The 25,718-nt window shown below is 63.2% G+C and carries 18 protein-coding genes; 8 read left to right on the top strand and 10 right to left on the bottom strand.

Going from position 1 to position 25,718, the window contains the following annotated elements:
• Positions 1 to 147 precede the first annotated feature (147 nt).
• Positions 148 to 1,377, top strand: coding sequence for a serine hydrolase (locus tag AX703_RS09815; RefSeq protein WP_197423667.1), 1,230 nt, complete (start codon positions 148 to 150; stop codon positions 1,375 to 1,377).
• Here AX703_RS09815 and AX703_RS09810 read toward each other — a convergent pair.
• From AX703_RS09810 to AX703_RS09800, 3 genes are all read right to left on the bottom strand, one after another.
• Positions 1,374 to 2,438 (bottom strand): LacI family DNA-binding transcriptional regulator, encoded by a 1,065-nt coding sequence (locus AX703_RS09810; RefSeq protein WP_082734517.1) that lies wholly within the window; start codon positions 2,436 to 2,438, stop codon positions 1,374 to 1,376. The two genes, AX703_RS09815 and AX703_RS09810, sit on opposite strands and share 4 nt — an antisense overlap.
• Positions 2,439 to 2,519: 81 nt before the next feature.
• Complete coding sequence (locus AX703_RS09805; protein ID WP_062343822.1) at positions 2,520 to 4,136, bottom strand: glycoside hydrolase family 43 protein; 1,617 nt, start codon at positions 4,134 to 4,136, stop codon at positions 2,520 to 2,522.
• Positions 4,133 to 5,365 carry an MFS transporter gene (locus AX703_RS09800; protein ID WP_156452003.1) on the bottom strand — a complete coding sequence of 411 codons (1,233 nt, stop codon included), beginning with the start codon at positions 5,363 to 5,365 and terminating at the stop codon, positions 4,133 to 4,135. Before AX703_RS09800 ends, AX703_RS09805 begins: the two co-directional genes overlap by 4 nt.
• Before the next feature lie 371 nt (positions 5,366 to 5,736).
• Between AX703_RS09800 and AX703_RS09795 the strand changes: the two genes are divergently transcribed.
• On the top strand, positions 5,737 to 8,691 hold the full coding sequence (locus AX703_RS09795) for a TonB-dependent siderophore receptor (RefSeq protein ID WP_062343820.1): 2,955 nt from the start codon (positions 5,737 to 5,739) through the stop codon (positions 8,689 to 8,691).
• Positions 8,692 to 8,796: 105 nt separating this feature from the next.
• Here AX703_RS09795 and AX703_RS09790 read toward each other — a convergent pair whose 3' ends face one another.
• Both AX703_RS09790 and AX703_RS09785 read right to left on the bottom strand, forming a co-directional pair.
• Positions 8,797 to 10,176, bottom strand: coding sequence for an MFS transporter (locus AX703_RS09790; protein ID WP_062343819.1), 1,380 nt, complete (start codon positions 10,174 to 10,176; stop codon positions 8,797 to 8,799).
• A 37-nt stretch (positions 10,177 to 10,213) separates the two neighbouring features.
• On the bottom strand, positions 10,214 to 11,719 hold the full coding sequence (locus AX703_RS09785) for an aldehyde dehydrogenase (protein ID WP_062343818.1): 1,506 nt from the start codon (positions 11,717 to 11,719) through the stop codon (positions 10,214 to 10,216).
• A gap of 198 nt (positions 11,720 to 11,917) precedes the next feature.
• On the opposite strand from AX703_RS09785, the gene AX703_RS09780 reads away from it, so the two are divergent.
• From AX703_RS09780 to AX703_RS09765, 4 genes are all read left to right on the top strand, one after another.
• Entirely contained in the window at positions 11,918 to 12,964 is a 1,047-nt protein-coding gene (locus tag AX703_RS09780; RefSeq protein ID WP_062343817.1) for an alpha/beta fold hydrolase, read from the top strand.
• Between the two features lie 74 nt (positions 12,965 to 13,038).
• Positions 13,039 to 14,445, top strand: coding sequence for a 3-isopropylmalate dehydratase large subunit (gene leuC, locus AX703_RS09775; RefSeq protein WP_062343881.1), 1,407 nt, complete (start codon positions 13,039 to 13,041; stop codon positions 14,443 to 14,445).
• The gene (leuD, locus tag AX703_RS09770; protein ID WP_062343816.1) at positions 14,445 to 15,074 is read left to right on the top strand and encodes a 3-isopropylmalate dehydratase small subunit; all 630 of its coding nucleotides are present in this window, start codon (positions 14,445 to 14,447) and stop codon (positions 15,072 to 15,074) included. The genes leuC and leuD overlap by 1 nt, the downstream gene beginning before the upstream one ends.
• Positions 15,071 to 15,712 carry an isochorismatase family protein gene (locus AX703_RS09765; protein ID WP_062343815.1) on the top strand — a complete coding sequence of 214 codons (642 nt, stop codon included), beginning with the start codon at positions 15,071 to 15,073 and terminating at the stop codon, positions 15,710 to 15,712. Before leuD ends, AX703_RS09765 begins: the two co-directional genes overlap by 4 nt.
• Here the strand turns inward: AX703_RS09765 and AX703_RS09760 are convergent.
• The gene (locus tag AX703_RS09760; protein WP_062343814.1) at positions 15,704 to 16,681 is read right to left on the bottom strand and encodes a hypothetical protein; all 978 of its coding nucleotides are present in this window, start codon (positions 16,679 to 16,681) and stop codon (positions 15,704 to 15,706) included. The two genes, AX703_RS09765 and AX703_RS09760, sit on opposite strands and share 9 nt — an antisense overlap.
• A gap of 400 nt (positions 16,682 to 17,081) precedes the next feature.
• Between AX703_RS09760 and AX703_RS09755 the strand changes: the two genes are divergently transcribed.
• A complete protein-coding gene (locus tag AX703_RS09755; protein WP_062343813.1) occupies positions 17,082 to 19,643 on the top strand; it encodes a TonB-dependent receptor in 2,562 nt (853 codons plus the stop codon).
• A 102-nt stretch (positions 19,644 to 19,745) separates the two neighbouring features.
• Here the strand turns inward: AX703_RS09755 and AX703_RS09750 are convergent, their stop codons facing one another.
• The 3 genes from AX703_RS09750 to AX703_RS09740 all read right to left on the bottom strand — a co-directional run bounded on the left by AX703_RS09750 (position 19,746) and on the right by AX703_RS09740 (position 22,913).
• Positions 19,746 to 20,780 carry a Gfo/Idh/MocA family protein gene (locus tag AX703_RS09750; RefSeq protein WP_156452002.1) on the bottom strand — a complete coding sequence of 345 codons (1,035 nt, stop codon included), beginning with the start codon at positions 20,778 to 20,780 and terminating at the stop codon, positions 19,746 to 19,748.
• A gap of 20 nt (positions 20,781 to 20,800) precedes the next feature.
• Entirely contained in the window at positions 20,801 to 22,159 is a 1,359-nt protein-coding gene (locus tag AX703_RS09745; RefSeq protein ID WP_062343811.1) for an MFS transporter, read from the bottom strand.
• Positions 22,160 to 22,268: 109 nt separating this feature from the next.
• Positions 22,269 to 22,913 (bottom strand): cytochrome b, encoded by a 645-nt coding sequence (locus AX703_RS09740; RefSeq protein WP_062343810.1) that lies wholly within the window; start codon positions 22,911 to 22,913, stop codon positions 22,269 to 22,271.
• A gap of 148 nt (positions 22,914 to 23,061) precedes the next feature.
• Between AX703_RS09740 and AX703_RS09735 the strand changes: the two genes are divergently transcribed.
• Positions 23,062 to 24,621, top strand: coding sequence for an FAD-binding oxidoreductase (locus tag AX703_RS09735; RefSeq protein WP_062343809.1), 1,560 nt, complete (start codon positions 23,062 to 23,064; stop codon positions 24,619 to 24,621).
• A 24-nt stretch (positions 24,622 to 24,645) separates the two neighbouring features.
• On the opposite strand, the gene AX703_RS09730 is transcribed toward AX703_RS09735, so the two are convergent.
• Positions 24,646 to 25,716, bottom strand: coding sequence for an LLM class flavin-dependent oxidoreductase (locus tag AX703_RS09730; protein ID WP_062343808.1), 1,071 nt, complete (start codon positions 25,714 to 25,716; stop codon positions 24,646 to 24,648).
• Positions 25,717 to 25,718 lie beyond the last annotated feature (2 nt).

The following is a 25,718-nucleotide window of genomic DNA, read 5'->3' as shown; positions in this document are numbered from 1 at the left end:
GCGAAAGCCAGCAAACTATCCGCCTTGCGGTGATAAAGCGGGGCAAGCGATGGAGATCGCGCACATTCGCGCAGAAAATCGGAGAACTGCAGGCGCGGCCACTGGCGCAGAAACGCCAAGGACCAGGCCGCAAATTGGGGAATGGCCATGAAACCAACTCGTATTGCGCTGCGCACTGCGCAAACCGCTCTCTTCCTCGCCATTACGTGCACAAATGCAGTGGCACAGCCTGACTGGTCAAACCCGCGCGCAATCTTCGATGAGCGGCTTGCTACATTCATCAAGGACCCGGGCAACTTTCCCTATGCCCCGATGGAACCCCTCGCCGGGACCAGCCACTGGCAGCCGTTGGCAAAGGCAAACGCGAAGCAGAGCGGCATTGCGCCCGAAGCTCTCGAGCGGGCGCGGGCCTATGCGCAGGCGATGAACAGCAGCGCCTTCATCGTTTGGCGCGATGGCCGGATAGAGAGCGAATGGTACGGCAAGGGCGTGGATGCCCGGACGCCGTTGGTATCAAAGTCGCTGTCAAAACCGCTGACCGCCATTGCGGTCGGCCGTGCCATTGCCTTGGGAAGAATACGCTCGCTCGACCAGTCCATTGCCGATTTCATACCTTCGGCAAAAGGTACGCCGAAAGCGAAAATCACCATCCGCTACCTGCTCGACATGCGTTCAGGCATGCTCGACCAAGGCTTCAGCACCGACCCTGCGCATCCCTACAACTCCGCCCTGCTCGACACCGATTTTGGCCAGCGGATCATCGAGAGCTACCCGATGCCGTATGAGCCGGGCACGCGCTATTCCTATGCCAATGCGCCAAGCGACCTGATTGCGATGGTGATCGAAGGCGCGACCGGGCAGCGCTATGGCGATTTCCTCAGCCGCGAAGTGCTACGCCCCCTGGGCGCGCAAGGTGGCAGGATATGGGTCGGCAAACCCGGCGGCCTCGCCCATTCCGGCTGCTGCACCTATCTGCCGGCCGACACCTACCTGCGCCTGGCCGTGCTTCTGCTCGACGATGGCAAGTGGCAAAACAAGCGCCTGCTACGAAAGGGTTATGTTGCCGAAATGCGCAAGGGCACGGTCCAGAATCCCAACTTCGGCCTCGGCATCTGGATCGGTGAACCCTACCACCAGCGTCGTGGCTTTGGCGCTCCGGGGACATTGGGGCCACAGGTGCTTCATTCCGAACCCTATCTTGATCCTGAGCTGTACCTGTTCGATGGCAACTCGAACCAGATCGTGGCGATCAGTCCGAAGTATCGGCTGATCACCCTGCGAGTGGGGCCGACGCCTCCTGCACCCAAGGACGGCAGCGCGGAATGGGACAATGCGTTTCTGCCAAACGCACTGATCCGCGGGCTGAACCGGCGCTAGGCTGGTGGGGCGCTCGATTGGCGAACGATGATCTCGTGATCGAGAATGACGTCGCGCCCCTCGGCGGCCCTCTCCCCGCCTGACGCAATCTTCTGTACCAGCAGGCCCAGCGCCTCCTTGGCGAGGCGATGGACGGGCTGATGCACGGTGGTGAGCGGCGGCCACAGCATGACAGCGGCGGTGGTATCGTCGAAGCCGACGACGGTGAGTTCATCCGGCACGTGCAATTGGCGGCGGTGCGCCACCGAAACGACAGCGGCAGCCATCTCGTCGTTGCTGGCGAAGATGGCGGTGGGCGGGTTGTCGCTTCCTAGCAATTGTTCGCCGGCGATGAGACCGGATTCGTACCGGTAGTCGCCTGCGACCACCATCGTTTCCACGCCGTCGACCTCGCGCACCGCGTCGTGAAATCCGGCCATGCGCTCGGCGCTGGCCGACTGGTCAGGGTTGCCGAGGATGAAGCCGATGCGGCGATGGCCGAGGCCGATCAGCAGACGCGTGATTTCACAGGCGGCCTTGCGGTCGTCAATGCGAACGCGGATCACGCCGGTCGTGCCATAGGCACCCACCGCGGCGATAGGCAGTCCTGCCTCACCAAGGATGCGCAAGACGCGGGGCGATTCCCCCAGCGGAGGGGTAACCAGCACACCAAGCACGCCAGACCGGACCAGTTCGCGCAGCGATTCCTCGGATGGCGGTTGGCCGCCCTCGCCTTTGACCAGGATAAGCCGCGCCCCCCGCGCCGATGCCTCCTCATAAACCCCTGTCAGGAAATCGCTCATGAAAGTGGCACTGGGGTTGGAATAGACTACGCCGATGCGCAGTTCTGTCGACCTGACGAGGCTGCGGGCGGCAACATTTGGAACATAGGCGAGTTCAGCGATCGCTCTCTCCACCGCCTCGCGCGTTTCGGCCTTTACCCTGCCCTGCCCGTTGATGACGCGCGACACGGTCATCGCCGAGACACCGGCGCGTGCGGCCACATCGATCACGGTGGCGCCGCGCTGCTGGCGTTCGCTATCGCCACTCTGGTCCTGGCCCCGGCCCCTGCCCTGCTTCATATTAAATCAGACATATCCTTGTTCGAACGTGGTTGTACGTTAACACAGATTGGCAATAACGATACCTGGCAAATGCCTTGGTCAGGAAAGGTCGTTCCCGCGGTATCGCAGGAAGTGGAAGTCGGCATGGGCGCCGTCACCCGACAAATCCTGCGCAGCAACGCCGACAAACGTTCCGGTGAAGTTGGGCAGGCCTGGCAGCGATACTTCGTCCGACAGCACGCTGGCATCCAGTACATGCGGCCACTCGATCCACCCGTCATCTCCGCAACGCCAGCTGAAGCGAAGATCAGGCCCCGAAACCTCGACCCGCAGCTCGATCGGACCATCGGGCAGCTCTTCGGCGACGACATAGGCAGCCGTCTCCTCGTTTGGCACTGCGGAAAGCACCTGCAACTGGCGGCGCTCCCCTTCGACGGTAACGTTGAGGTAGTGAAACTTTGTGCTGTTGTAATAGCAGATGAGTCCGGCGGACTGCTGGAAATCCTGTGGATCGAACTCGAGCATCGTGCTGGCTTCGTACGCGAAATGCTCCTGCCGGCGCGCGACGAGCGCCTGCTCGAAGAAGCTGCCTACCGTCTCTCGACCATAGAGCCGCAGCCAGCCCGGTCGCGCCGAAAGGCTGAACAGGCGCTCAGGCCGGGGAGTCCGGAGCCATTGCAGAGGCAGCGGCAGGCACCCTGCCTCAAAGGTGCCATCCCAGTCTGCATCGGCGATCTCGGGGGCGGCCTGCAACGGCGGGAGCGGCGGTGCCGGGTCGGGCGCGCCGTCGCCCGCGACGGTCCGCAGCCAGCCATCGTCGCCCCAAACCATCGGCTGGACCGCGGTTTCACGCCCGAGAACGCAGCGTTCGTGACCCGGCAAGGGGCGACCGCAGAGATAGGCGATCCAGGTGCTGCCATCTGGCAGATCGATAAGATCGCCATGACCGGCACGCGTCAGATTACCCTCCCGGCGCCCGGCCGAGGTCAGCACGGCACCATCGGGATGGACTTCGTAGGGCCCGAACAGATCACGCGACCGGGCCATGACCACAGCATGGTCCCAGCCCGTACCGCCCTCGGCCACGAGGATGTAATACCAGCCATTGCGCTTGTAGATGTGGGGGGCCTCTGTAAAGCCGCGCTCGGTTCCCCCAAAGACAAGACGGCGCTTGCCAACAAGGCGCATCGTCTGGCGATCGAGCTCCTGCACCATGATGCCGCCGAACCGGCTGCGGCCGGGGCGATGGTCCCACAGCAGGTTCACCAGCCACGTCCGCCCGTCGTCATCGTGAAACAATGAGGGATCAAACCCGCTGCTGTTGAGGTGAACCGGATCGGACCACTCGCCATCGATCTCTCTCGCGGTGACGAGATAGTTGTGAAAGTCTCGTAGGGACGCGCCGGTGGCACCGCTGACGGTGGTCTGTCCATAGCGCTTCACATCGGTGAACATCAGCCAAAACCGGCCATGCGCATGAGTGAGGTCGGGCGCCCAAACACCGCAGGAATCGGGATCGCCGCGCATGTCGAGCTGGCTGGGCCGGTGCAACGGGCGTGCCGCGGTTCTCCAATGAACAAGATCGCGGCTGTGGTGGATTTGCACTCCCGGATACCATTCGAAGGTCGACGTCGCGATGTAGAAGTCGTCGCCTACCCTGGCGATCGAAGGATCGGGGTTGAAGCCACGGAGAACAGGATTGGCGAAATGGGTCATGCGGGCTTTCGCACCAGGGTCCAGAGGAGGGCCGCGCCGAAAAGGTCGAGCAAGCCCAGAACGATGAAAAAGGGTTCATAGCCGACGCGGTCGACCAGCCCGCCAAGCAGGAGCGAGAAGATCAGAACGCCGAGATTGGCGGCAAGGCCCGCCAGGCTGGCGGCGGTGGCCACTTCGTTGCGGCGGAACAGGTCAGACGCCATGGTGATGACAGTGACCGACAGCGTCTGGTGGGCAAATCCGCCAAGGCAGAGCAGCGCAATGGCAACGTAAGGGCTGCTGACCATGCCGACGAAGGCCATGCCGGTCATCATCACTGCGCCCAGCGTAAAAGAGAAACGCCGCGCATCGACAAGGTCGACGCCGCGCCGGTTGAGCGCTGACGCCACCGCCGGGCCGAACAGGCAGCCAAGGTCGGCGGCAAGGAATGGCAGCCAGGCAAAGATGGCGATCTGCGTCAGGTCGAAACGGTGAACCCGCGCAAGGTAAAGCGGCATCCAAAATGACAGCATGCCCCAGACAGGATCAGCCAGCAGCCGCGGCAGGGCGATGCCCCAGAGGTTGCGGCGGCGCAGGATCTGCAGGATCGAGGGGCGTCGCTCGGTGGCGGCGAGATGTGCTTCCTGCCCGCTGGCGATCAGTTCCCGCTCATTCTCTGCGATGTGACGGTGCCGGTCGGGACTCTGATACCAGAACAGCCACAGCATGACCCACAGCAGCCCGAAGCCGCCGGCCACCACGAAAGCCGCACGCCAGGAGTAAGCCAGCACGGCCCACGCCACCAGCGGCGGGGCCAAGACGGCGCCGAACGATGCACCGATGTTGTAGATGCCGCCGGCCGTACCCCGCTCACGCGCCGGAAACCAGGTGGCGACGAGTTTCTGCCCTGCCGGCTGCGCCGATCCTTCGGCAAGGCCCAGCAGCCCGCGCAAGGCCGCGAAGCTCAACCAGCCGGAGGCGAAGACGTGGGCCATGGTGATGAGCGACCACGCCGCTGCGCAGATCGCGAAGCCGACGCGCAGGCCGACGCTGTCGAGGAAATATCCGGCCAACGGCTGAAGCATGATGCCAAGCTGGAAGGCACCGGTGATCCAGCCATATTGTTCGCTGGTTATGCCCTGCTCTTCCAGCACGACCGGCGCAGCGACGCCAAGGACCGAGCGCGCCAGATAGTTCAGAACCATCGCGCCGACGAAAAGCGCAATGATCGTCCACCGGATTCGGGTCATCCTCAAGCCTGGCAACCAAGTATCTCCTAAAACACGATTTTTCGGCCGACGGCGCCGAACGATCATGTGCAGGCATTTCTGCTACTGCGGAGGCAATGCCAATTTGTCAGACTATGGACAAGAGAGGATTCGCGACCTAGAGAAAAATGCGTTAACGTTACCACTAATCGGGGAATTCCGCTTAGTAAAGCCCCGGAACATCAAGGATCGGGGAGGAAAAGCCTAACCACCGACTCGCAGCGCAGACGCTTCCAGGAGCGTCGGCGCGGTGACCGGCAGTTACCGGCGGAAACCCTCCCGATCATATTTGTCAGTGAAAAACGCCGCACGATCCGATGCGGAGCACACGAAATTCTATGTGGAGGAGTGGGATGCTGTTGAACTTGCTGGATTGTCGTCGCCTGCTGCTGCAAGGCGCATCGCTTGGGGTCGTGGCGATAGCCGCGCTTGCACCGATCGCGGCCAGCGCCCAGGACGCGGCTGCGCCTTCCGTCGCCGCCGAAGATGCGGATCAAGCTGACGACAGGCCCAGCGCGGCAGAGATCATCGTGACCGGGTCGCGCATCAACACCAGCGGCTTCACCGCGCCGACGCCGACGACGGTGATCGGGAGCGAGCAGATCGCCGCAAACGCCCAGCCCAACATCTTCACCACTATCTCGCAGCTTCCCTCGCTGCAGGGGTCGAGCGGCACGCAGGTCAACACCTTCAGCACCTCAAGCGGCGCGCAGGGACTGAGTTCCTTCTCGCTTCGCGGAGTCGGCACGATCCGGACGCTTACCCTGCTCGACGGCCAGCGCGTCGTCGGCGCCAACGTGACGGGCGTGCCCGACATCAGCCTGTTCCCGCAGCTTCTCACGCAGCGTGTCGACGTGGTGAATGGTGGTGCCTCGGCATCCTATGGTTCGGACGCGGTTGGCGGCGTGGTCAACTTCGTCACCGACACCCGTTTCAAGGGCATCAAGGGCAATATACAGGGCGGCATCACCAACTACGGCGATGATGAGCAGGCCGTGGCCCAGCTCGCGTTCGGCACCGCCTTTGCGGACGACCGCCTGCGCGTGATCGGCAACGTCGAATACTCGCATGAAGGTGGCGTCGGCGGCGGCGAATGGGGCATCGGCCTTGCCAACGGGCGCGACTGGTTCAAGCAGACCACGCTGATCAACCGCGGCGTGCTCAACGACGGTTCGCCGCAGTTCCTCGTGCGCGACTTCGCGCAATCGACCACCTTCACCAAGTACGGCCTGATCACGGCAGGTCCGCTGCAGGGCATTGCGTTCGACGCCGCGGGCAATCCGTTCCAGTTCCAGTACGGTTCTAATGGCGTTCCTGCCAAGGATGCGGCTGGAAACATCAGCGGCTGCTTCCCCGGCTTCTGCCTTGGAGGTGACCTGACCGGCAACGTCGATGCGGGCCGCTCGCTCAAGTCTCGGATAGATCGCTACAACGGCTATGGTCGCGTCGGTTTCGAGTTCACGCCGGGCAGCGAAGTCTACGCCACGTTCAACTATGGCCGGGTGAAAACGCAGAACCAGCCGGTCAATGGCCAGAACCGCCCGGGCCTGACGATCCAGTGCTCCAATCCGTTCCTGCCGGGAAGCATCGCCGCTGCCTGCGCCAACGCCGGGATCACCAGCTTCCGCTTCGGCACCAGCAATGCCTCGCTTGGCAACACCCAGGTGCATACCGATCGCGAGCAGGTGCGCGCGGTGATCGGCGCCAAGGGCGCAGCCGAGATCGGCGGCACCGAGTGGACTTACGACACCTACTACGAGCACGGCGTCAATCGCACCCGCATCGACGTCGACAACATCCTGCTCAGCAACCGCTTCAACAACGCGATTGACGCAGTACTCGAAAACGGCGTGATCGTATGCCGCAATCCGGTCGCCCGGGCCAATGGCTGCGTGCCGCTGAACATCTTCGGCGACAAGGCTTCGGAAGCTGCCCGGAACTACATAATGCCCGAAGCCGGGCCCTACCAGCGCACGCGCCAGACACAGGACGTGGCCAGCATCAACTTCTCGGGCTCGCCGGTCGAACTGTGGGCCGGCCCGCTTTCCGTTGCCTTCGGCGGTGAATGGCGGCGCGAGCATTACCGCGTGACCGCCGACCCTTACGGCGCGGGCTTCGCCAACACGCCGGCGGGGGGCGACTACCCGGCCGACCCGCTGCTCATCCAGGGCGGCAACAACTGGTATGCAGGCAATTACAAGAACGGCAACGGCACCTACACAGTCAAGGAAGCCTATCTCGAAGTCGACGTGCCGATCCTCAATTCGGACAGCACCGGCAAGCTCAACATCAACGCCGCTGGCCGCGTGACCGATTACAGCACCTCGGGCACGGTCTGGGCGTGGAAGGTCGGCGGCACCTGGGACCTGCCCGTCGACGGGCTGCGCGTTCGTGGTGTGATGTCGCGCGATGTGCGCGCGCCGAACCTTTCGGAACTGTTCGCAGCGCCCGTCACCACGACGCTGCCCAATTTCTTCGATCCGTTCACCAATTCGAACGTGCTGGCGATCCAGAACACCATCGGCAACACCGCGCTGACGCCGGAGTTTGCCCGCAACAACACGGCCGGAATCGCGCTCGCCAACCCTTCTTGGCTGCCCGGCCTCAACGTCTCGTTCGACTGGTACCAGATCAAGATCAAGGACGTGATCTCGAGCCTCGGCGCCAACGATATCGTCCAGCTCTGCTTCCAGAAGGTGCTGCTCTCCACCTGCAGCGCCTTCAACCTGAGCAATACGAACGGTCCCAACTTCATCAACGTGCAGGCGTTCAACCTCGCCTCGATCAACACCAGCGGGTTTGACATCGAAGCTTCGTACCGCTGGCAGCAGCCGCTGGGCCTGCCCGGCAGCTTCACCTTCCGCGGCCTTGCCACGCACGTGATCAAGTTCATCACCGACACCGGCCTTCCGGGCACGCTTCCGGTCGATACAGCAGGCAACAACAACGGTGCGACGCCGGACTGGAAGTTCCTGCTGATCCAGAGCTACGAGAATGACAAGTTCTCGCTTCTGGTGCAGGAGCGCTGGTTCAGCGATGGCGTGATCGGCAACCAGTACGTGGTCTGCTCGGCGGGCACCTGCCCGGCTTCTACCTCGCAGCGCCCGACGATCGACCAGAACTTCCTGCCAGGAGCCTTCTACCTCGACATCGGCGGCAGCGTGAACATCACCAAGGAAATCGTCGCCTACGCAAAGGTCGACAACGTGTTCGACAATGCCCCGGCGAAGACCAACATCTTCTCCAACCCCGCGCTCTATGACGGGCTCGGCCGGATCTATCGCGCGGGCGTCCGTTTCCGCTTCTGATCGAACTTCCCTCGCGCGGTCGACCTACCCACCACACGTCGCCGCGCAGACCGGGCCATGCCGTTCCACACCCTCCCGGAAAGACATGGCCCGGCCCCCTTTCTGTCAGGCGTCAGGCAAGCGATAACGGCTGAAGATCAACAGGGCGATCACCTGCAAGGTGGCAGGGATTGCACTGTAAAGCAGGATGATGCCGGTAAGCGCGCTTTCGCTCTGCGCGGCGGCACCACCAGTGGACGAGACGAAACCGAACGCGCTCATCACGATCCCGGCGATGACCGGGCCCAGCGCAAATGCCAGCTTCTCCGTGGCGGAAAACAGCCCGGCAAAGACGCCTTCGTTTGCCACCCCTTGCATGCGGCGCTGATAGTCGACCGTATCGGTCATCATCGACAGGGCAAGCAGGATGAACCCGCCGTTGAACGCGCCAATGATCACCGCGCGCAGCAGGATCAGCAGATGCTGGGTATTGACCGGCTGCCCGCCCGGTAGCGTGGCAACATCGACCCCGCCCTTGCCGACCCAAAGCCAGGTGATCGTCACCGCTGCCCAGATGGTCGCGGCAAGAACATAGGCGCGCGGTTTGCCAATGCGCCTTGGCAACCAGAGCCACAGCGGCTGCGAAGCAAGGCTGGTGGCAGACATGCACAGGATGAAGATCGGAATCAGCCAGATCGCCTGAACCACATAGAGAAACACGAACCCGATGACGGTGTAGCTCGCCGCCTGCCCGGTGTTCGAAACGAAGGTCGTGGCAAGGAGAACGAGATAGGGCTTGTTGGCGGCAACAGTGCGCAACTGGTCAAGCAGTGATCCGGGCACTGAGCCGGCATTGATCAGCGGCACGCGGCGCAGTCCGCTTGCCGTCGTGAGCATCGAAGCGAAGCACAACCCGCCGAAGATCCAGCTCATCGCGTGCCAACCGGCAGCGCCGCCGCCGAAATGCTCGATGACCGGCTGGGCAAGGCCCACGCCGACGAGCACGCCGAGCGTTGCGAAGAACATGCGCAGCACCATGATGCGGTTGCGCTGGTGCGGATCGCTGGAAAGCTCTGCTGCAATGGCCAGGTACGGCACAGAGTAGACGCTGAACGCAGTCGAGGCGAGGAAGAACAGGGCGCAGATCGCTGCAGCGGCGATATACGGGCTTGGGTATTCAGTGAAGGTGAAGAGCGCGATGAAGCCCAGCGTCGTGCCGACCGCTCCGGCGATCAGAAAGGGCGTGCGGCCAATTGCCGTCTTCATCCGGTCCGACCAGGCCCCGACCAACGGATCGCAGACGATCAGCCAGAGCTTGGGCAGCAGCACCACAAGTCCCGCAAGCCACGCCGGCACGCCCAGCATGGTCGTCATGAACAGCGGCAGCAGCACCGCTGGTGTATCGCGGAACACCTGCGCGCCCAACTGGCCCACGCCATAGCGCAGGACGACGCCGGTCGGCACCTCGTCGGGCATGGTGGAATTTGCGGCGAGGCTGGCGTTCATGGCTGGGATCCGGGTGTTCTGGGGAGAGGGTGAGGCGTCAGACGCAGGCGCAGACCGTCTTCCATTCGAGGTAGTTGTCCATCGCCTGTCGCCCGCTGTCGCGGCCCCAGCCCGATTGCTTCACCCCGCCAATGGCAAGCGAGGCATCATACATGGCGTGGCAATTGATCCAGACCGTGCCGGCGCGGATGTCGGCAGACATGCGGTGCGCGGTAGAGAGGCTCTCGGTCCAGACGCTGGCAGCAAGGCCATAATCGCTGGCATTGGCGGCGGCGATGACCTCTTCCTCGTCATCGAACGACTGGACGACAAGAACCGGTCCGAACACTTCTTCGCGCACGATTTCCATGTCGGGCTTCACGTCAACCACCACGGTCGGGGTAATGAAGGTGCCGGCATCGCCGGTACGCTCGCCACCGGTCAGCATCGTCGCGCCTTCGCCCTTCGCGCGCTGGAGGAAGCCCTCGACGCGCTCGGCATGGCGGGCCGAGACGACCGGCCCCATCTGCGTGTCCTGCAGCAGGCCATGGCCGATCTTCAGCCCCTTGGCATAGGCCGCGACGCCTTCGACAACCTGATCGTGGACCGAGCGGTGCACGTAGAGCCGCGAACCGGCGATACACACCTGCCCGCCGTTGAAGAAGATCGCATTGGCCACGCCCGGCACGGTGATGGCCATGTCGGCATCGGGGAAAACGATCGAAGGCGACTTGCCACCAAGCTCCAGCGTGACGCGCTTGAAGTTCGTCTTGGCCGCATCGAGCACGGCGCGTCCCGTCGCGGTCGATCCGGTAAAGGCGATCTTGTCGACATGGGGATGCGCAGCCAGCGTTGCGCCGGTCTGTCCGCCAAGGCCGGTAACGACGTTGAGCACACCGGCGGGCACGCCAGCCTCGACCATCAGTTCGCCAAGGCGCAAGGCGGTAAGCGAGGTATCCTCGGCCGGCTTGAGCACGACGGTGCAGCCCGCTGCCAGGGCGGGTGCGAGTTTCATGGCGGTCAGCACCAGGGGGGAATTCCACGGCACGATCGCCGCCACCACGCCGACCGGCTCACGCACTGTCCAAGTGCGCATCTGCCGACCGGCGGGCTGATAATTGATCGAGCTTTCAAGGCTGTGGCCTTCGATGGCCATGGCCTGCCCGGCGAAGAAGCGGAACTGGTTGACCGCCCCCGGGATCTCCGCCCACCGTCCCACGAACAGCGGCTTGCCCTGGTCGAGTGTCTCAAGCTCGGCGAGGTCGTCGATATGAGCGTCGATCAGGTCTGCGACCTTCCACAGGATGCGGGCCCGTTCCACCGGAACCGTTGCCTTCCACACGGCCAAGGCGGCGCGAGCCGCTTCCACGGCGGCATCGACATCAGCCGGGCTGGCCGCAGCAATGCGCCCGGTCTCGGCACCGGTCGCCGGATCGAGCGTGGCAAAATCGGCGCCGCCTTCGGCCTTGCGCCACTCGCCACCAATCAGCAGTCCTTCACCACGCGCACGGCGCGCAAGAAATTCGACGTTGCCGGGGCGAAGATTCGCGAGATCGAAAGCCATGACTCTGGGATGCTCCTTTGGATGCGATCTGACTGCCGCGTGGACCCGGCATCAGCCATAGCGCCATACGCCAAAAGCCGCTTGGCGGATAAGATTGTCCGAAAACCCCGGGAGTTGAAATGAGGAGAATAGCATGGAGCATGATGGGAATGCTTATGCCAATGGCCTAAGCGTTATCGCCGGAAGGACAGCCGAAGCATGATTTTGCAGCATTCTTTGCTTAAGTCGATAACCGGAGCGAGCCGGCGTTCGGCCTTCGCGCTCGCCATGCTGGTCGGCCTTGTCGCGCCGCAAGTGGCGGTCGCGCAGCCTTCCCCGGCCCCGACGCAACCTGCTGCTGCCAAGCCCTACCTGACCGTCGACCAACTCCGCCGGATCTATGCCGACAAGGACAGCCGCTTCTTCACGGTGGGTGGGCTGAAGATCCACTACAAGGACGAAGGTCCGCACAAGGGTCCCGCCTTGCTAATGGTGCATGGCTCGGAAAGCTCTTTGCGCACCTGGGACGTCATCGCCACCAAGCTGAAGACGCGCTACCGCATCATTCGCCTCGACCTGCCGGGCTACGGCCTGTCCGATGGCCCCACTGACGAGTCTCTCAAGACTCTCGTTCCCACAGATGTTCCGATTGCCCTGCTCGACCATCTGCAGGTCCGCAAGGTGACGTTTGCCGGCGTTTCCAGCGGCGGCACCATGGGCATGTACATGGCCGCGCGCCGGCCAGACATGATCGAACGCCTGATCCTTTCGAATACCCCTTCGGACCCGGTGGACACGAGCCATCTCAAGCTCAGCACGGGGCTCAAGGCAGCGATGGATCGCGCCCAGCAAACGGGCTTTCGCGATCAGGACTTCTGGAGCAACTTCCTGACCTTCTTCGCAGGCGATCCCGCGCGCATTTCGGCGCAAACGCAGAAGGAATATTACGATTTCTACCGCCGCGTACCGGAAAAGAACCTGATCGGCCTGATCGCGCGCATCGGCGATGGCAAGCAGGCAACCATCGAGATGGCAAAGGTGCGCAAGCCGGTCCTGCTGCTCTGGGGAACGGCCGATCCCTTGCTGCCGGAATCCGCGTTGAACGCGATCGGCCGGTATCTCTCCAACGCCCAGATTTCCCGGGTGTCGATGCCGGATGTCGGTCACTATCCTCCACTGGAGGTTCCCGAACGCATTGCCCAGTTGATTGCTGCCTACATCGAGGCAGCGACGCCCAACCTGCCTGCTGAAACCACCGCGCCCTGATTACGCCTATTCGCGCTTCGGTTAAATCAGCCCGCAGCAGCCAAAGCTGCGGTGCCCTCACATAGTGCATGGACATGACCAAGCCCCGCACCCTTTACGACAAGCTCTGGGACAGTCACGTCGTGGCCGAACTGCCCGGTGGCGCGTCGCTGCTCTACATCGATCGCCAGATCCTGCACGAGGTCAGCAGTCCGCAGGCCTTCGTCGCCATGCGAGAGGCCGGGCGAAAGCTCCGGCGCCCGGAGACTCACCTGGCCGTGGCTGACCACGCAGTGCCGACCCGCGCGCGACAGGGCGAAATTGCCGATCCGCTGGCACGCAGCCAGGTCGCCGAACTTGAAGCCAACGTCCATGAGTTCGGCATTCCCTATGCACCACTCGACGGGGCTGAGCAGGGGATCGTCCACGTGATCGGGCCAGAGACGGGCTTCACCCTGCCGGGCACGACGATCGTCTGCGGTGACAGCCACACCACCACCCACGGTGCGTTCGGTGCACTGGCGTTCGGCATCGGCGCAAGCGAGCAAGGCACCGTCATGGCCGCGCAGGTTCTCCCGCAAACCCGGGCGCGGACGATGAAAGTCGAACTCGTCGGACGCCTTGGCCCGGGGGTCGATGCCAAGGACGTGGCGCTGGCCCTGATCGCGAAGATCGGCGCGCACGGCGCAGTCGGCTATGCCGTGGAATATACCGGCGCTGCCGTATCGGCGATGTCGATGGCGCAGCGCATGACGCTGTGCAACATGACTATCGAAGCCGGCAGCCGTATCGGCCTCGTCGCTCCGGACGAGACGACATTTGCCTTCATCAAGGGCCGCCGTCTGGCCCCTGTTGGCTTGATGTGGGAGCTCGCGCTTGAATCGTGGCGCACGCTGCCGGCGGACAATGGCGCAATCTATGACATGGTCGTCACTCTCGATCTTGATGACATTGCCCCGCAGGTCAGCTGGGGCACCAGCCCGAACCAGACCCTGCCGATCGGCTCGGCCGTGCCGGATCCTGCGAGTATTGCCGATCCCATAGAGCGCCGCGAAACCGAGAAGGCGCTCGACTACATGGGCCTCGTTCCGGGACAGAGCCTTGCCGATATCGCCATCGATCACGTGTTCATCGGATCGTGCACCAACGGCAGGATCGAGGATTTGCGCAGCGCCGCGGCGATTGCGCAGGGACGCAAGGTCGCGCAAGGGGTGAAGGCCATCGTGGTCCCAGGCAGCGCCGCCACTCGGGCGCAGGCCGAGGCCGAAGGGCTTGACCGCGTTTTCCTCGAGGCCGGGTTCGAATGGCGCTTTGCCGGGTGCTCGATGTGCGTGGCGATGAACGACGATCGCCTTTCTGCCGGCCAGCGCTGTGCCAGCACGTCAAACCGCAACTTCGAAGGACGGCAAGGTCCGGGTGGTCGCACCCACCTGGTCAGCCCGGCCATGGCTGCTGCCGCTGCCGTGACCGGTCATCTCGTCGATGCAAGGAGCCTTGCCTGATGCCTGCCCAGCCCTTCACCACCGTATCGGGCCGCGCCGCAGCCATGCGCGAGGACAATATCGATACCGATATCATCTTCCCCGCGCGTTTCCTGCTGATCACGGCGAAGGCGGGCCTCGGTGATTATGCCTTCCATGACCGCCGCTTTGCCAGCGACGGCCATAAGGTCGCAGGTTACGTCCTCAACGATCCGCGCTTTGCCGATGCCCCCGTGATCATTGCCGGTGCCAATTTTGGGTCGGGCTCAAGCCGCGAACAGGCCGTCTGGGCGCTCCTCGGCCTTGGCGTCCGGACCGTTATCTCCTCCAGCTTCGGCGAGATTTTCCAGTCCAACTGCATGCGCAACGGCATTGTGCCGATCGTCCTGCCCGAAGGACAGGTTGCCGCGCTGATGGATCTGGCAGAGGCAGGCGCAAACTTTTCCGTGGATCTTGAGAGTCAGCAGTTGAGCGCAGAAGGCCATGCGCCCATCTCGTTCTCGATCCCGCCTGAACGCCGTCTTGCCCTTTTGAACGGGTGGGACGAAACCGATCAGATCGTGAATCAGTACAGTGGCGAGATCGAGGCGTTCGAGGTCCGTCAGCGCCAGAGCCAGCCGTGGCTCTACACCAGGGAGTTTGCCGCGTGAGCACCGAAGAAGACCTGCTGGCCAACTACAAGAAGGCCTATGACAACCGGGTTGGTTTCGGGACAAGGCCGGCACTGCTGCTGATCGATTTCTGCCAGGCCTATTTTGAAAAGGGCAACGCCCTCTATGCCGAAGTCGATGAAGCGCTGGCATCCGCACTGCGCATCCGCTCTGTCGCGCATGCGGCCGGGGTGCCGGTTATCCTGACGAATGTTGTCTACCACCCCAGCGGGTTCAACGGCGGTCGCTTCTTCGAAAAGGCCATGCCGCTGCGCAATTTCACGCAAGGCAATCCGATGGCCGGCTGGGGACCGGGCCTTGAACCGCTGGAAACGGAATTGGTCGTCTCCAAGCAGTATCCGAGCGCATTCTTCGGCACCTCGCTCGCATCGACGCTCACGGCCGCCGGCATTGACTGCGTGATCCTGACCGGCCTGACGACATCGGGCTGTGTCCGCGCGAGCTGTGTCGACGCGATGAGCCATGGCTTCAAGACCGCCGTCGTTGCCGAGGCCTGCGGCGATCGTCACGCAGGGCCGCATGAAGCGAACCTGTTCGACATGAACGCAAAGTATGCCGACGTGGTCAGCGAAGCGGAGACGATCGCGTTTCTGGAAACCCTGCGGCCTTCAGCCTAACCGAAGACCTTCGAGCCGGGCTCCCCAGGGCGTAACCGCCGCGAGGAGCTCGGCGCTGCCATAGGGCGCCCACTCGACGCGGCCAGCTTCAACGATCTCGCACCCACCGGCTATCATTGCTCTGGCAAAGCCGTCGATATCGGAAACCGGAAAGCGCAGGGCGGCCCACCCCCGCATCGGCGGACGGCTTTGCGAGAAGTCGTGGCCACTGCAGCCAAAGCTGATGATCTCGACCGAACCTTCCATGCGGCCCTGCGCCTGGTAGATCCCGATCTGCATCGGGATCTGTTCTGCAAGGGAAAGCGGAAGGCCCATGCAATTGATCCCGCCTTCGTTGCCAGCGAAGCCTTCGGTTTCTTGCACCGGCACCCAGCCCAGATGGTCAACGAAAAGCGCGCGCGCCTGCGCGAAATCAGTGACCACCTGCGTGGAGTTGAACACCCACGAGGCATTGCCACCAACGCCCTCGTACCCCTGTAGAGGCGGACTCACGCGTTGCATCAGGGCAATGCAAAGACCATCGGCGTCATTCTCAACGACTTCGCGGACAGCCAATGCGCCAAATTGCCAGTTGGTTATCGGCGCAAATGCGCGATGTCCGGCCCGGCCCAAGGCATGATGCAGAGTCTCGATATCATCCAAGGCGCGGATATTGATGTCGAATATGCCGCCCGTATCCCATGGCTGCGCGCCGTCGCGCATCAGGGCGCGCGGCTCGCCGTCAAAGGACAACAAGCGGATGGCGCCCCGCGCCTTGTCGGGATGGACGATCAGAACCTCACGAGCACGAGCGTCCGGACCCGCACCCCACGCGGCACCGAGCGGGGTTGCAAGGTCGCCAGCGTGCAAGGCTTTATAGCCCAGCGCCGGGGCCAAGCGCCGGCCTGCTTCGTCCGCGTCGGCAACGATGCCGACGACTTCCTGAAAACCATTATCCCGTGCGATCATGCAGGCAGCGATAACACGCATCTCCCACGGTGGGGATCACGAGTGGCAAAAAACCACAGAGCGGACAGGCGCTTGCTTTGCCTCCGGTGTGCAGTACTGCTCCTACAGCATCCCGCACTCGCATCTGCGAAACCGCACTTCCATCCGACAGACGGACACGCGACAGATTCGCGACGTCGCGGCAACGCAACTTTGCCATTGTTCAATGGGGTCAGGGCATAGAGCACGCGCTTGGTCCATGATCTCGATCAATATTGGCCTGCCGGATATCGGCTTTCGGACAGGTAAATCAAAACAAGCCGTATCGCAGGATCCGGGATAGCTGAACGCCTTGCAGAATTGCTGGTGCGTCATGAAGCCATTTTCCCAGGGAACGTAGTAATCCCGCCATTCGGCTGATCAAACGTGAGGGGTGTAAATAATGAAGACGACCCGAGTTCTTGGCATGATTCCGATCTCTACGATCGCAATCGCCTGTTCCCTTTTGCAGGCCGCATCGGCACACGCCCAGGAAGCAGCCCAGGCTGAAGAAGCCGCGCCGACCGGTGACATCGTCGTGACTGCGCGCAAGCGTGAAGAAACCCTGCTCACCACACCGATCGCGATTGCGGCAATGCCGTCGGAGGAAATCGGCCAGCGCGGCATCATCTCGCTGACCGACCTGATCGACGCAACGCCCGGTATCAACGTCACCGGCAACAACTCGGGCCGCAACGACCGTTCGTTCCAGCAGATCTCGCTGCGCGGCTTCACGCCGTCGACCACGGATTCGACCCTGACCGCAACCTTTATCGACGGCGTGCCGGTTTCGTCGGCCTCTGCGCTGAACTCGATCACCGATCCGGCCCGTGTCGAAGTGCTCAAGGGTCCGCAGAACGCCTATTTCGGCCGCAATGCCTTCGCCGGCGCGGTAAACGTGGTCAACAAGACCCCGAAGAGCGATTTTGGCGGCAGCATGAACGCCTCGGTCTTCAGCCGCGACGGTTATGATGTGCAGGGCTCGCTCGAAGGGCCGATCGCACGCGACATCCTGAGCTTCCGCATTTCCGGGCGCGCGCTCGAGCGCGGCGGTTCCTACCGCAATCGCGCAAACCCCAACGAGCGTCTCGGCGATCAGCGCACCCGCACCGTCACCGGCATGCTGCTGTTCACGCCCTCCAGCCAGCTGACCATGAAGGTCTTCGGCCTTTACAGTGAAGACCATGACGGTCCAGCCGCACAGGGCATGCTTTCGGCCTACGAAGTCCGCTCGAACAATGGCGTTGTCAACATCCCGGCGTTGAGCGGCAACACCAACGGCAAGATCATCGTCCCTGGCCTGTCCAACTGCACGCTGAACGGCGTCAACCCGTTCATCTGCGGTCAGGCTCCGGCGCTGCCGGCAGCGTTCTCACCCGCGCAGAACACCTACATCGATGCCAAGACCTCGGCCGTGCTGGCCGATGGCCGTTTTCGCCCCGTCTCGCCCAGCGATGGCGTTCAGGGCTATGGCCTCAAGCGCAAGTACCTCCATGCCCACGCCAACATCGATTACGAACTGGGCGACACCGGCATCACGCTCTCGTCGCTCACCGGCGTCAACGACGAAAAGTGGTCGCAGATGTCCGAGCTCGACAACTATGACAGCTCGTCGCTGATCAACACGGCCGCCACGCCGACCAACGGCCTGCTTCCCTATTACAACTTCCCGTTCGCGATCGAACGCCACAACAAGGACTTCTCGCAGGAACTGCGCGCTTCCTTTGACAATGACAGCATGATCTCCGGCATGATCGGCGCCAACTACATGGACACCAAGGTCAAGCGTGACCTGTTCAACGTCTATGGAGAAGCTGTTCTGGGCCTGGCTCGCGGTGCTGGCACGGCTTCTGCCCCGCAGCGGGTGGAAACCAAGGGTATCTTCGGCAGCGTCAACATCAAGCCTACCGACGCGCTCGAGATCAGCCTTGAAGGCCGTTACCAGCGCGACAAGGTGTACGGTTTCACCGGTGGTCTGGGCGCAACGATCTCGGCGGCCGCTGCTGCTGAAAACGGTGTTCCGGCTGGCACTTATGCGCCGCTGACGCAGTTCTTTTCGAAGAACTACGACAACTTCATGCCGCGCGTGATCGTCAACTACAAGATCACGCCCGAAATCATGGCTTACGCGTCATGGTCGAAGGCAGCGAACGTCAGCATCTCGTCATTCAACGCCCGTCTGTTCTCGGGCACCGCCGGCGAAATCGCCGCGTCCCAGTCGCTTGGCCTGCGTGGCATTACTGTTCCGGAAAAGCTGACGAACTACGAAATCGGCCTGAAGGGCCGGGCCTTCGACAACAAGTTGATCTTTGCTCTTTCGGCTTACTACGGTGACTGGAAGAACCAGTACAACACGCGCAGCGTCTTCTTCGTGGACAATTCGCTGAATCCGCCGCTGAGCTCAACCGTCACCGGCATCGCAAACTCGGGCCGGACCAAGGTCAAGGGAATCGAACTCGATACGACAATCCTTCCCATGGAAGGCGTGTCGCTCACGTTCTCGGGGGCCTACAACGACACCAACATCCGTTCGTTCAATGACCCGGCGATCACTCGTGTCACGGGCGTTACGGGCGATGGCTTCAAGGGTAACAAGCTGCCCCTTACCTCGCAGTACTCGTTTGCGATCACGCCGGAATTTTCGGGCGATATCCCGGGCCGCGACAATGCTACCTGGTTCATTCGCAGCGACGTGAACTACAAGTCGCGCCAGTTCCTCGATGCCGCCAACCTTACCTGGATCGGTTCGCGCACCGTGGTCAACGGTCGCGTCGGCGTGAAGCTGGACAACATCGGCATCGAAGTGTTCGCAAACAACCTGCTGAACAACAAGCAGTACACCTCGATCCAGCAGAACAACCTGCAGACGCCTGGCGGCGCGCTGGCTGCCCGTCCGTTCAGCTATCTGGTCGTCGGCCTGCCGGAACTGCGGACCTTCGGCATCAAGGGTTCCGTCAGCTTCTAACGCTGGCGCAACGTCGAAAAGGCAAAGGCCGGGCAATCGCCCGGCCTTTCGCTTTTCTGGCATTCGCGGAGGAGTCGGTCGCCCCCGAGCAGGGCGCCGAAGTCAGACAGGCGGGTCAATTGCATCGGCGGCGGAGTTTGTCCGGGCCGATGCGCGGACCCGATCAATCAGCGCGATCAACCTTGCTGCGTCATATCCGGTCGGCATGCGATGAGGCTCGCCTCGCACGGCCTTGGCAAACTCTTCGATCTGGCCCTCGAAGTAGTGCGAGAGGCCGCGACCACCCAGCTTGCGCGGATCACGCAGCACGCCTGTCGGCGGAATCACGATCACCTCGTCGTTCCAGCGCAGGATTTCGCCGTGCTCAATCTCGAGGATGCCGGTCTCGAAATACAGCGTCTTGCGATCCTGCACGGTGGGCTGGTTGTAGGATATGTGGACGCTTGCCATGCGGCGGCCGGGATAGGCCATGACGATCATCGCCTCGTCCTCTCCCTGCCAGCCCGATTGCAGGCGCGCAGCTTCGGCGTAGACGCGGACAGGATCGTCCGCCCCCATGACAAGCTGCACGAAATCGAGAGCATGCGGCGCAAACAGCGACAGGATCAGACCGTCCTGTGCCTTGCGCTCGGCCCACCACGGCGCCTGCGGTCCATCCCACCGCACGCACATTGAAACTTCCAGAGACAGCAGGCGGCCGAACGAGGGCATCCGGGCCTCGACCTGGCGGACGGCTTCATTATGCCGGAAGGTGTGCCCCACTGCCAGAACCAGCCCGCGCGCCTCGGCTTCGCGGGCCAACGCCAAGGCATCCTCGCCAGTCTCGGCAGCCGGCTTTTCGACCAGCACGTGCTTTCCCGCCTTCAGTGCAGCCATGGCCTGAACGGCATGCAGGTGGTTCGGCGTGGCAAGCAGCACTGCATCGACCTCGGCCAGATCGAGCATGTCCTCAAGCGTCGCGTATGCTGGCGCGCCAAAGCGTTCGCCCACTTGCCGCGCAAGCTCCTGATCCCGGTCGGCTACGGCCACCAATCGCGCATCCTGCGGCCGCGCCGCGATGGCATCGAGGTGGGACAGCGAGATGCGGCCACAGCCGACCATCGCGATGTTGATGGGACGCGATGCAATATCATTCATGTTGGGGATGAGCCTCGAAGTTATGGCAGGCGCGGTTCGCGCACGAATTTCCAGATCATCCCCGCAGCGACAACCTTGGCGACGCCCGGCAGGAACGAATAGCAGAACAGGATTCCGAACATCGCGGAATCGGATTGCGGCAGCCCTGCCTTTGCAGCGCCGGAATCAAAGCCGAACCACGAAAGCAGCACGCCGACGATCAAGGTGCCGCCAAGGGCGATCCCGGCCTTCTCGATGGCAGACCAGATCGCCGAATAGGACCCGGCCCGGTTCTCGCCGAATTCTTCGCGCGCCTGTGCTATGCAGTCCGAAAGCAGTGACAAAACGATCGTACCCCAGCCGGCGTTGCACACCGCCAGCAAGGCCGAAAGCAGATAGGCGACTTCGACTGGCGCGCGCGGCACCAGCCCCCATACGAACACGACCACGCCATGTCCCGCAGCGGCCAGAACGTAGGCCGGAACCTTGCCGATGCGGCCTGCCACCATCACCCACAAAGGCGATCCGAAAATGACCGCGATGCCCATGATTGCGGCCATGATGCCAAGGTCGTGCAACGGTTCGGCCCGTGCCATCGAGTATTTGACGAAGAACGGAAAGCTGGCGTAGCCGATGCCTGCCGAAATGGTCATGACCACCGCCGAAAGGCTGAGGATGACGAAGCGCCTGTCGCCAAACGCGCGGGCCAGACCGCCGAGCGCCGAACGGCCCGCTGCGCCATCGCCTGCAACTTTCGCCACCGGCACGATCCGCCCCGCCACCTTCCATGCGATCAGCATGAAGACCAGGCACGAGATGCCGACAGTGCCCATCACGATCAGGTGCGCGCGCTGGTCGGTCCCCAGCGCGCTTACCGCCATCGGCGCCACCGACGAGCTGAGCAACAATCCGATCCCGCCGAAGCTGTGCTTCCATCCCATCAACTCGGTCCGCTCGCGCGGGTTCGATGTCATTTCGGCCAGCATGGCAAGGTATGGCACCGAAAAGCTCGAATAGACGGCCATGTAGAAGCTGAAGGTCACCATTACCCAGGCGACCTGGAATCCCACCGATGCATGCGGCACGGCAAAGATGCCCAGCATCGCGACAGGCGAGGCAAGCGCGGCCACGACAAACCAGTTGCGACGAGGAAAGCGACCAGCAATCTTGTCGGACATCGCACCGATGCCAAGGTCGAACAGTGCTCCCAGCACCACCTTGGGAATGAAGATCGCCGTCCCGGCAAGCGCGGGCGAAATGCCCATCACGTTGGTCAGGAAGAACAGCAGCAGCAGCGAAGGTGTATCGCGGAACAGCTGTCCCGCGATCTGGCCTATGCCGTATCCGGCCTTGATCGAAGTGGCGATCCTTGCAGGCGGAGCCGCCTCGGCTGTGGTCATGCGATTTCCCCGTCGGCATCCCGCTGTGCGGGGATTGCCTGTCATTTACAGCAAGGTGGCGCAACCATCGCGGGGAAGGAATCCCTGAACAAACCTATCCGCCAGCCGGTCAGCGCTTCGGGTCTTTGCCCAGCATGCGCAGGAGCACGCCATCCTTGTCGATGAAATGGTGCTTCAGCGCGCCGCCGATGTGCAGTAACAGCAGCGCTCCACCGGCCCAGACCATATAGACGTGCGATTTGGCAAAGAGACTGTAGCCGATCAGCCCCGGCGCGTTCCACGGACGTGGGGTCACGATATGCGGGATCAGTCCGCCGGGGCCGAACCCGTCGTGCGTGAAGAACCACATCTGCGGCGCGGGGTATCCAGCCCCTGCCCCGAGCGCTGACAGCGCCGCCCAGCCGGTCAAGGGCACCAGCAACAGCAGCGCGTAAAGCAGGGCCTGAACCGATCTTGCAGCGAAGCGCCCACCGGCGCTAGTGCCCGCAGGCAGTTCCGGGGCGCGATGGCGCCAGCGCCAGAACAGCCGTAGGATTACCGCCAGAAGGAGGATCATGCCCAGCGTGTGGTGAACCTGGCTGGCGCGCAGATGAAGCCACGCCAGCGGCCCTCCGCGCGATCCCTCCAGATATGTCCACGCCATCGCAAAGCCCGCAGGAACCTCGACGAGGATCGCGAGGGCCGTACCCCAGTGCAACCAGCGGGCCGGGCGCGTCCAACCTTGGGAAGAGGTAGCGAAGTTCTGCTGCGTCATGCGAGGCAATCTGCCGCAAAGTGCATGGTCTCATAGCGTTGGGGCGCCAATGGTCACTGGCCGGATAATGGGCGCTGCGCTATCGAAACCACGCGGCCCGATGCCCACACATCAGCCTTTCGCCAGACCTTCAGGAACGAGTTCAAGCATGGCCACGATGGCAAAGGAAGATACGGTTCTTGCACAGTTGCGCGGCGCGCTGGGTGAAGCTGGCGTGCAGACTTCGGCCGATGCGCTCGATTACTTCTCGAACGACGTCTATCGCGGTGGCGCCTTGCCGCTGGCCGTGATCCGGCCGGGCACGATCGAGGCCCTGCAACAGGCCGTGAAGATCTGCGCCGAAGCAAACGTCGCCATGGTCCCGCGCGGCGGCGGTGCATCCTACACAGATGCTTACCTTGCCGGAAAGCCGGGCCATGTCCTGATCGACACCGGCGCGCTCGACACCATCGAGATCGATGAGTTCGGCGCAGTCGTTACCTGCGGGGCCGGCGTCACCTGGGCCGCGCTCAAGGCAGCGCTCGACGCCAAGGGACTGCGCACGCCGTTCTGGGGGCCCTTCTCGGGCATTGCCGCCACGGTCGGCGGCAGCATGAGCCAGAACAGCGTCAGCCACGGCGGCACCGCCCACGGCATTTCCGCACAGTCTGCCCTGTCGATGGACGTGATCCTCGCCAGTGGCGAAATCCTCAACACCTCCTCGTCACGCGCCATGCGCTTCTATGGCCCTGACCTGACCGGGCTGTTCACCGGCGACTGCGGCATTTTCGGCATCAAGGCGCGCATCCGCCTGCCGCTGCTGCCGATCCTGCCCCGCTTCGAATGCGTCAGCTTCGCGTTTGACAGCTTTGCCGACTACCACGCCGCCTCGCGCAAGGCGGCCATGGCCAAGCTGGAGGAGAGCCACTTCGGCCTCGACCTCGCCCTGTCGCAAGGGCAGATCGGCCGGCAGGACGGCATGGGTGCCCGCCTCAAGATCGCAGCCGATGTGCTGAAGCGCGCGCCGAACAAGCTCAAGGGCGTGGCCCAGCTCATACAGATGGCCATCGCCGGCGAAAGCGCTATGCGCGCAGGCGCCTATATGTGCCACTTCATCATCGAAGGCTTCGATCAGGAAGAAGCCGCCCACAAGGCTCGCCTGCTGCGCAAGCTGCTCGATGGCCTCGGCCGCGAGATTGCCAACTCGATCCCGACATTCGTGCAGTCGATGCCGTTCGCGCCGCTCTACAACGTGCTTGGCCCCGGCGGTGAGCGTTGGGTGCCGATCCACGGTGTCTTCCCGCATGATCAGGTCGTGCCGTTCGATACCGCGTTCAAGGCCCTGATCGCATCGCGCCAAGCCGAAATGGACCGCCACGGCGTCTGGCTCGGCACGATGTTCTCGCCGGTCGGCTCTGCCGGGTTCCTCTATGAAATCGCCGCCTACTGGCCCGATGCGCGCACCTCGTACCACGTGACCACGCTGGGCGAGGAGTACCTCGCAGGCCAGCCGAGCTTTGCGGCAAACCCCGAATCGCGCGCCTTCGTCGACAAGCTGAAGGGCGAAATGATCGACCTCATGCAAAGCCACGAGGCCGCTCATTTCCAGCTCGGCCGCGCCTACCCCTATCAGCCGCGCCTGTCGGAACAGCAGAAGGCCCTGCTGGGAGCGATCAAGACGCAGCTCGATCCCAAGGGTCTGATGAATCCGGGCGCTCTCGGCTTCTGAGGAGCGCGCCCTGCGGCCCGGCGGCTAGGCCGGGCCGTTCCCCCACCGCCGCAGTTCCGGGCCGATTTCCGTGCCGATGCGATGCGTATCGGCCAGCCAGTCGAAGCCGGTGACGAGGAAATTGTCGATCCCCGCCGCGCGATAGCGCAGCAGCGCCTGCACCAGCGTGTCGGGCGATCCGACCAGGCACATCACCTGAAGGCGGCCCTGCGTCGCCTTGGTAAGGCCCGTCCAGAGGCAAGGGTCGGCAGCGGCATCATCGGCTTGCGCGGCATTCGCGGCAACGGTCTCGGCGGCCTTGCCCAGATCGCGTCCCAGCGCACCGTGCTTTGCCTGCCGCGCGATGACGCCTTGCAGCAGCGCATCAGCCCGCGCCCACGCCGCCTCGTCGCTATCGGCCACGACCAGCCGCATCGACATCGAGAAGCGGGGGTTGCGTCCATGCTTGTCAGCCTCGGCTCTTACCGTCGCGACCTGTGCCGCAATCTGCTCCACGCTACCGGGCCCGAAGGCATAGACGTCGGCCAATTCAGCCCCGAACTGCAGAGCCAGCTCGGACGTCCCCGCCCAGAACACCGGCACGCTGCCTGCCGCCGGACGCACTTCCGACCCTGCGTTCTCGAACCGATACCAGTCGCCCTGATGATCGCACGGGCTTTCACCCGCCCAGACCCGGCGCATGATCCGGACGTATTCGTTGCTACGCCGGTAACGCTCGTCCTTGGTCAGGTAATCGCCATCGCAGCGCGTTTCGATGTCCGAAAACGCGGTGATGACGTGCACCCCTGCCCGGCCGCCCGAGAACTGGTCGAGCGTGGCAAACGCCCGCGCGGCCATGGTCGGCGCAATGAAGCCGGGCCGATGCGCCACCATCAGCTTCAAGCGCGTCGTTGCCGCCGCAACCCAGGTCGCGGTGACCAGGCTGTCGGCCGACTTGGCGTTCTGCCCCACCAGCACGCGGTCATACCCGGCAGCCTCGTAAGCTCGGGCGATTTCGGCGACGAAGGCCGGATCGTATGGTCCCGGCGTCTCGCTCGTCTCGCTTGTGCGGTAAGGCGAAATCAGGCCGACGAGTTCGAGGGGATGGCGTTCCAACC

This window comes from Novosphingobium sp. CCH12-A3 (genome assembly GCF_001556015.1).
Taxonomy (GTDB): domain Bacteria; phylum Pseudomonadota; class Alphaproteobacteria; order Sphingomonadales; family Sphingomonadaceae; genus Novosphingobium; species Novosphingobium subterraneum.
Note: the sequence above shows the minus strand (reverse complement) of the source record. Positions and strands in the feature narration are given on the sequence as shown.

What these genes read in the sequence shown, in the direction of transcription:
- AX703_RS09780 (WP_062343817.1), top strand. Translation starts at nt 11,918, where the DNA reads ATGATTTTGCAGCATTCTTTGCTTAAGTCGATAACCGGAGCGAGCCGG.
- AX703_RS09760 (WP_062343814.1), bottom strand. Translation starts at nt 16,681, where the DNA reads ATGCGTGTTATCGCTGCCTGCATGATCGCACGGGATAATGGTTTTCAG.
- AX703_RS09745 (WP_062343811.1), bottom strand. Translation starts at nt 22,159, where the DNA reads ATGACCACAGCCGAGGCGGCTCCGCCTGCAAGGATCGCCACTTCGATC.
- AX703_RS09810 (WP_082734517.1), bottom strand. Translation starts at nt 2,438, where the DNA reads ATGAAGCAGGGCAGGGGCCGGGGCCAGGACCAGAGTGGCGATAGCGAA.
- AX703_RS09790 (WP_062343819.1), bottom strand. Translation starts at nt 10,176, where the DNA reads ATGAACGCCAGCCTCGCCGCAAATTCCACCATGCCCGACGAGGTGCCG.
- AX703_RS09815 (WP_197423667.1), top strand. Translation starts at nt 148, where the DNA reads ATGAAACCAACTCGTATTGCGCTGCGCACTGCGCAAACCGCTCTCTTC.
- AX703_RS09795 (WP_062343820.1), top strand. Translation starts at nt 5,737, where the DNA reads ATGCTGTTGAACTTGCTGGATTGTCGTCGCCTGCTGCTGCAAGGCGCA.
- AX703_RS09785 (WP_062343818.1), bottom strand. Translation starts at nt 11,719, where the DNA reads ATGGCTTTCGATCTCGCGAATCTTCGCCCCGGCAACGTCGAATTTCTT.
- AX703_RS09800 (WP_156452003.1), bottom strand. Translation starts at nt 5,365, where the DNA reads ATGACCCGAATCCGGTGGACGATCATTGCGCTTTTCGTCGGCGCGATG.
- AX703_RS09755 (WP_062343813.1), top strand. Translation starts at nt 17,082, where the DNA reads ATGAAGACGACCCGAGTTCTTGGCATGATTCCGATCTCTACGATCGCA.
- AX703_RS09805 (WP_062343822.1), bottom strand. Translation starts at nt 4,136, where the DNA reads ATGACCCATTTCGCCAATCCTGTTCTCCGTGGCTTCAACCCCGATCCT.
- leuC (WP_062343881.1), top strand. Translation starts at nt 13,039, where the DNA reads ATGACCAAGCCCCGCACCCTTTACGACAAGCTCTGGGACAGTCACGTC.
- AX703_RS09750 (WP_156452002.1), bottom strand. Translation starts at nt 20,780, where the DNA reads ATGAATGATATTGCATCGCGTCCCATCAACATCGCGATGGTCGGCTGT.
- AX703_RS09740 (WP_062343810.1), bottom strand. Translation starts at nt 22,913, where the DNA reads ATGACGCAGCAGAACTTCGCTACCTCTTCCCAAGGTTGGACGCGCCCG.
- leuD (WP_062343816.1), top strand. Translation starts at nt 14,445, where the DNA reads ATGCCTGCCCAGCCCTTCACCACCGTATCGGGCCGCGCCGCAGCCATG.
- AX703_RS09735 (WP_062343809.1), top strand. Translation starts at nt 23,062, where the DNA reads ATGGCCACGATGGCAAAGGAAGATACGGTTCTTGCACAGTTGCGCGGC.